We start from the raw sequence: 6,567 nt of genomic DNA, 5'->3' as shown, positions 1-6,567 counted from the left end.
CTGATCCTGCCAACGTCTTATTGTCATACCCAAACGCATGTTTATCTAACATATGTTCGATGAACATGCGTTCTTTTTTTGACTGCTCCAAAAACGCAATTTCCTATAAAGCAAAAAATGGCAGGATTCCTGCGAATCCTGCCATCATCATTCCATCAACGAAATTATTTAACGTTAACTTCAGCGCCTTCTCCTTCGAGTTTAGCTTTGATTTCTTCAGCTTCTTCTTTGGATACAGCTTCTTTTACTACCTTCGGAGCGTTGTCAACAAGGTCTTTTGCTTCTTTTAATCCAAGTCCTGTGATTTCACGAACAACTTTGATTACTTTAACTTTGGAAGCACCTGCAGAAACAAGTTCTACATCGAACTCTGTCTTTTCTTCAGCTGCTGCTGCTTCTCCGCCTGCTGCTGCTACAACAACACCTGCTGCTGCGGATACACCAAATTCTTCTTCACATGCTTTTACTAAATCGTTTAATTCTAATACAGATAATTCTTTGATAGCTTCAATAAATTCAGCTGTTGTTAATTTTGCCATTTTATTTACCTCCATATTTTGTATCGGTTTCGTTCTCTTGAATCAATGATTCTGAATCAATTACTCAGCTGGTGTTTCAGCTGGTTCTTCTGCCGGAGCTTCCTCTGCTGCTGCCTCGCACGCCTCTGCTCCACCCTGTTCAGCGATCTGATTAAGTACACGAGCAAGATTTGTGATAGGTGACTGTAAGCTTCCAAGCAATTTGGAAAGGAGCTCTTCTCTTGAAGGAATCTTGGAAAGTTCTGTGATTCCTGCTGCATCGTAAACAGTTCCTTCTACTACACCGGCTTTTACTTCCAGAGCCTCTGCTGTCTTGGCGAACTTGCAGATGATTCTTGCCGGAGCTGTAGCATCGTCTTTAGATACAACCATTGCGCTCGGTCCTTCCAGGTATTCTTCCAGACCTGCGAAATCCGTACCTTCAAAAGCTCTTTTCATCATTGTGTTCTTGCAGACTTTGTAAATGACACCTGCTTCTCTTAACTGTTTACGCAGTTCTGTGTCCTGTGCTACTGTAAGTCCACGGTAGTCAACAATGACAACTGACTGTGCATCCTTGATGTCATCAGCGATCGCCTGCACGATTGGCTGTTTTAATTCCACTTTTGCCACGATTAACGCACCTCCTTGTAGTATTTGTGAGCTGCCAGAAAAAAACCTCTCTGCAAAAAGACAGAGAGGTCAACATTCAAGTAAAGAATTTTGTCTTCCTCGGTAGGCGTTTTGATCCTTATGCCGTCCGGCACCTACTGTCTTCGGCAGTTACTTCGTAACAATACCATATATACTCATGGTTGTCAATATTTTTTGCTAATTTTTATTCTTCTGTTTTTGACGGGATTTTCATCGCTCTGTAAAACAGCAGGCCCCAAGAAACGGTGCCAGTACCGCAAAGCACATTCCTGCTTTCATTCCAAACTGTTCCGCTGTATATCCAAACTGCTGCGCAAAGGCCGTCACATTTTCACTTCTGACGGCGCTGTCTGTGATCACCCCGACAATCTGCGGATAGAAGGTCGCCGCTCCGAAAAGCGCCAGGCCAAGCAGGTCGCCTATCGTTTTATTAATTCCAAATGCCGTTTCCAGATAACTGGATGCCCACTGGCTCATCGTCGATTCCGACGCTCCCGCAAAGGAAATGCAGATCAGATACAAAACCGCGGTTCTGCTGTGCAGCACTCCTGATGCCCCGGAGTCCTCTTTTTCTCCTTTCAGTTCCGGAATCGGCGCAGCCGCCATCATAATAGATGTTACTGCAGGGAGCAAGGTCAGAACCAACGTCATGCTCTGCCAGTTTTCACTGCCAAAAGCAATCATAAATCCCGCCGAAACTACTACGACAGCCAGCACACCCCACGCGTAGCAGGAATGAAGGCGGCTTTTGTGATCCGATATCGTTCCATTTTCATTCTCATAGTCCCCTCTTCATATTTAAGCTTCATTCTATCACATTGAAATCATATGATGCAAGAAATCTTCTTCCGGGTTTCTATAATACCCAGATTCCATCATTCATGGTACAATGATCCTGAATAAAGCAAAAAACGGCATCCGGATTCCGGATGCCGCTGACGGAGGATTTGAACATGATTTTAATCAAACAAGCAGAAGTCTATACACCTCACATTATCGGAATCAAAGATGTACTCGTCTGCGGAGGACAGATCGAAGCCATAGAGGAACGCATCTCTCTCCCGCTTCCATCCTGTCATGTGATTGACGGAACAGGAAAACTGCTCATTCCCGGAATCATCGATCCGCACGTGCACGTCACCGGAGGCGGCGGCGAAGGCAGTTTTCACACTCAGGTTCCTCCTGTCTCCCTGTCAGATCTGATTCGGGGCGGTGTCACTACTGTAGTCGGTCTTCTCGGAACAGACGGAATTACCAGAAGCGTTGAAAATCTGCTTGCCCGTGTCAAAGCACTGAAAGAAGAAGGAATCAGCACCTATGCCTGCACCGGTTCCTATGGCTTTCCGTCCGTCACTCTGACCGGAGACGTCAAAAGAGATCTCGTATTTATCGATGAGATTTTGGGGGTGAAACTTGCCCTTTCGGATCACAGAGCGCCAAACGTCACTGTCAATGAACTCATGCGGCTCGGAAGTGACACCCGTACTGCCGGAATGCTCTCCGGAAAATGCGGTATCGTTGTCCTTCACATGGGCGATGCCCCGTCCGGTCTTGCACCTGTCCGGGAAGCACTTGCACAGACAGCCATTCCGGTCAAGATCTTTCATCCGACCCACGTCAACCGCAAACGTGAGCTTCTGGAGGAAGCGTTTGCGTTTGCCCGTCAGGGCGGCTTCATCGATCTGACCTGCGGGATTGACGGAGCCGGACGCCCGGCCGCCTGTATCATGGAGGCCAGAGAACGTGGTATCCCGATGGAGCAGATCACCATAAGTTCCGATGGAATGGGAAGCTGGTCCACTTATGATGAATCCGGCAGTCTTCTTGCGATCGGATACGCACCGGTAGATACGGTTCTGAAGGAGGTCAAAGTCCTCGTCCAGGAATATCAGCTCCCTCTGGAAGAGGCTCTGTGCTTTGCCACTTCCAACACGGCCAGATCGCTGGAACTCTTCCCGAAAAAAGGATGTATCCGTGCCGGCTCCGATGCAGACCTTTTACTTCTGGAAGAAGATCTTTCCATCCATACAGTCATTGCCGGCGGCAGGCGTATGATGGAAGATCATGTGCTTCTTCAGAAAGGCACCTACGAAATCTGATCCGATACTGTGAAATTTCTGTTAAACAAAAAGCAGGCACGGTCCGGGATGTCTGATTCCCGGCCGATGCCTGTTTTTCAATACTTATACTTATTTCAATGCTTATTCATGAATGGTCATTCGGATGGTACCGTCGGCCTCTTCCAGCAGTTGTGTGCGGAAAAAGATTTCTGACGCTTGTTCCAGATACACAAGATCCTTGATTCCAGAAGTCTCATAGGATGAATGCATGGCCAGCTGCGGGAGCCCGATATCAACGGCTTTCATAGACATCTGCGCCATGGCAAGATTGCCAAGCGTGCTTCCTCCGGCCATGTCAGAGCGGTTGGCAAAATACTGTACCGGCACCCCCGCTTTCCGGCAGATTTCCTGAAACAGCGCCGTACTGATGCCGTCACTTGTATATTTCTGTCCCGCATGGGACTTAATAACAATTCCCTCATTTAAATATGCACAGTTCCCCTCATCGGTTTTCTGAGGGCAATTCGGATGCACAGCATGTGCATTGTCACAGCTCAGAAGAAAGCTGGATGCAGCTGCCCGGCAGAAATCATCTTCCCCTTTTCCAAGGGCCCGGTTGACCCGTTTCAGGACATCTGTCAGGAACGTGGATGCAGCACCCTGTTTGGTCCCGGATCCCACTTCCTCGTTGTCAAAGCACGCAAAGACATTGATGCCTCCCGGATTTTTCCCTTTCAGGAATCCTTTCAAAGATGCATAGGCGCATTGAAGGTCATCCAGCTGAGGGCAGGAAAGGAACTCTTCCTCCAGCCCCCAGATCGAAGGTTTCATCCTGTTATATAAGAAAAGATCCATTCCAAGAATATGTTCCGGCCTTATCTGCAATTCCTCCGCGATCAGCTTCCTGACCGTATCCAGCTCCAGTTCCCTGGCAGACAACAGAGGCAGCATATCCTCCTGAAGGTTAAATTTCTGTCCCTCATTGACTTTACGGTTCATGTGAATTGCAAGACTCGGAATCAACAGAAGATCTCTGTCGATCTTCACCAGACGCTCCTGTATTCCGTCTTTTGTGCGCACGACTGCTCTTCCCGCCAGAGAAAGCGGACGGTCAAACCACGGTGCGCAGAGCATTCCACCATAGCCTTCTGTGTTAAGCTTTGTATAATGCCCTTTCACTGTCATTTCGGCACGTTCTTTTACCTTGAATGTGGGAGAATCACTGTGAGACGCCGCAATCTGGAATCCGTAGTCCTGCACGTCGTTTCCCACCTCAAATGCCAGGATACTGGAATGATTGCGGGTCACATAATAGCGCCCGCCTCTGTGGATTTCCCATCTTTCGGATTCTGCCAGCGGGAGAAATCCCTCCCGCTTCAAAATCTCCGTCATCTGTTCCACCGCATGAAACGGTGTCGGCGAACTCTGAATAAAGGCTGCCAGTTCCAGCGCCTCATCTTTGCACACCTGCGTATCCATCATCTTATTATGCATCCTGTACCATTCCTTTCTCCCGTTCCCGCTTTGCAATCTTTGGCAGGATCAGGCCAAGTGCAGTCAGAACAATCGGTGTGATGATGTTGAGCGCCATGGTCATCGGATCTTTGCTGTACATTCCCATAATACAGCACGCCGCTGTCACAACAAAACACCAGCCTCCGAAGAAATATGCTATCTTTTGGCTCTTCACAAACCGGTACTCTGCCGGAATACGCTTGATCGCTCTCCGCAGCGCAATGTAGGCTACAAATACCCACAGATAACGGAGCGGCATACAGACAGAATTCAATCTTGTCAGCTGCTGAAGAACGGATGCCGCTCCAGGCATCACGGTCTGGATCAAAATAATTGCGCCGGAAAGAATGACCACCAGCCAAATTCCATTGCTGAACGCACCGTATTTGTTCTTTTTCAACAGTTTGCTTGGAATGAATTCTTTTGTCTTCTCGTTATCAAGAAGCATACGAAGAGGTGCGTCAATACTTAAAATCAAAATTGCGAACTGTCCGATCATGTTGCAGAGCGCATAAAGAACCAGGAACAAGTCTCCCACATGGTAATACTCGCCCAGACGCTGGAACGCCCAATAAGCACCGTTCGCGGCATAAGAATCAAACGTCTCCTGGCTTTCATTGATCACCGCCGGATCAAACATCATTCCCATGGCGATTGTTCCAAGGATCGCACATCCTGCCACCATGACCGCCATAAAGATAATTCCCTTTGGAAAACCTTTACTTGGATCTTTTACTTTATTGACATAAGGAGAAATTTTCTCGCATCCGCCTACCGCAAAGACCAGAATGGAAAGGCTTGTGAAGTAACCCATATTAAAATTCGGAATCAAATTATCCAGACTGAAATCCAGACTGATAAAATCTGCGCCCGGGTTAATCGCAGGTGCAGCGAACATCATTACGATGTACAAAAGGGACATGACAAACATGCTGGTTCCGGCAATCGTTGTCAGCTTCTTCAATGGATTAAGACCTCTGCTGGCAATATAGCAGCAGATCAGAAATACTGCCAGTGTCGCAAGCTGTACATAAACCGTCGGAATCGTATCATAGGTCTCATGATCACGGAAAATCGCCCAGCTCAGCGCTTTAAGCCCGCCGCTTCCCTTGCTGGCAATGTAAGTGATGTGACATGCCCAGTACGTCCATCCTGCATAATAAGCGATCTTCGGTCCTGTTGTCTCATAGATCCAGGAATTGACACCGCTTCCGCTGTTCTTGAAAGCGGAGCCCAGTTCTCCGACCATCAGGGCATACGGAATAAAGTACAGGGCAAACATCAGTATCCAGCTGAGCATTACCTGCGTTCCGTTAAAATAGATAAATCCGTTTAATACATTTCCAAATCCCCACACGGTAGAGAATGACATAAATGCAAGGACATACCATTGTATTTTCTTATCTTGTGTTTTCATATTTCTTCTACCTTTCTACTGTTTTACGTACAGGGAAAGAATTTCTTTGATCACTCTCACGGCAAGATACATTCCTTCCGCTGTATCATGTTCATACGGCCCGTGGTACGCATGTCCGCCCGTTCTCCCACAGACCGGAGGTTCATCCTCTCTTCCTTTTAGATTTTCCGGCAGTTCCCTGCCTTTTCGTTCAAGCGCTTTTCACATGATTCCATTATAATTTTTATAAATATCAGTTTCAAATAACTAATCAGAATGACTTATATAACTGTTCCCTTATAATCCCTTTTATTTTGACTGATAATTTTCTCTTTGTATCCATAAATTGTATATCTTTCCCACACAAAAAAACAGCGCCCGAAAACTTTCCTTTTTTCCGGGTACTGTTTTTCTTCTTATTATT

Annotated in this window: 6 protein-coding genes and 1 other annotated feature; of the genes, 1 reads left to right on the top strand and 5 read right to left on the bottom strand. The window is 47.0% G+C overall.

Annotated features, from left to right (window positions below; translation table 11 throughout):
- Window positions 1–164: 164 nt before the first annotated feature.
- The 3 genes from rplL to B5G11_RS10160 form a co-directional block, all read right to left on the bottom strand.
- Complete coding sequence (gene rplL / locus B5G11_RS10170; RefSeq protein WP_087167025.1) at window positions 165–539, bottom strand: 50S ribosomal protein L7/L12; 375 nt, start codon at window positions 537–539, stop codon at window positions 165–167.
- Window positions 540–599: 60 nt separating this feature from the next.
- Window positions 600–1,151 carry a 50S ribosomal protein L10 gene (rplJ, locus tag B5G11_RS10165; RefSeq protein ID WP_087167024.1) on the bottom strand — a complete coding sequence of 184 codons (552 nt, stop codon included), beginning with the start codon at window positions 1,149–1,151 and terminating at the stop codon, window positions 600–602.
- Window positions 1,152–1,181: 30 nt separating this feature from the next.
- Window positions 1,182–1,316 (bottom strand) — a sequence feature (ribosomal protein L10 leader region).
- A 66-nt stretch (window positions 1,317–1,382) separates the two neighbouring features.
- Window positions 1,383–1,856 (bottom strand): hypothetical protein, encoded by a 474-nt coding sequence (locus B5G11_RS10160; protein WP_087253325.1) that lies wholly within the window; start codon window positions 1,854–1,856, stop codon window positions 1,383–1,385.
- Between the two features lie 269 nt (window positions 1,857–2,125).
- Between B5G11_RS10160 and iadA the strand changes: the two genes are divergently transcribed.
- Complete coding sequence (iadA, locus tag B5G11_RS10155; protein WP_087253323.1) at window positions 2,126–3,271, top strand: beta-aspartyl-peptidase; 1,146 nt, start codon at window positions 2,126–2,128, stop codon at window positions 3,269–3,271.
- 102 nt (window positions 3,272–3,373) lie between these two features.
- Here iadA and B5G11_RS10150 read toward each other — a convergent pair whose 3' ends face one another.
- Window positions 3,374–4,714: a M18 family aminopeptidase gene (locus B5G11_RS10150; RefSeq protein ID WP_343215500.1), complete on the bottom strand. Its 1,341-nt coding sequence runs from the start codon at window positions 4,712–4,714 to the stop codon at window positions 3,374–3,376.
- 4 nt (window positions 4,715–4,718) lie between these two features.
- Window positions 4,719–6,164, bottom strand: a complete 1,446-nt coding sequence (locus tag B5G11_RS10145; protein WP_087253320.1) for an amino acid permease — start codon at window positions 6,162–6,164, stop codon at window positions 4,719–4,721.
- Between the last annotated feature and the right edge of the window lie 403 nt (window positions 6,165–6,567).

The organism is Drancourtella sp. An57, assembly GCF_002161525.1.
Lineage (GTDB): Bacteria > Bacillota > Clostridia > Lachnospirales > Lachnospiraceae > Sellimonas > Sellimonas catena.
This window is presented reverse-complemented; position numbering and strand designations above follow the sequence as displayed.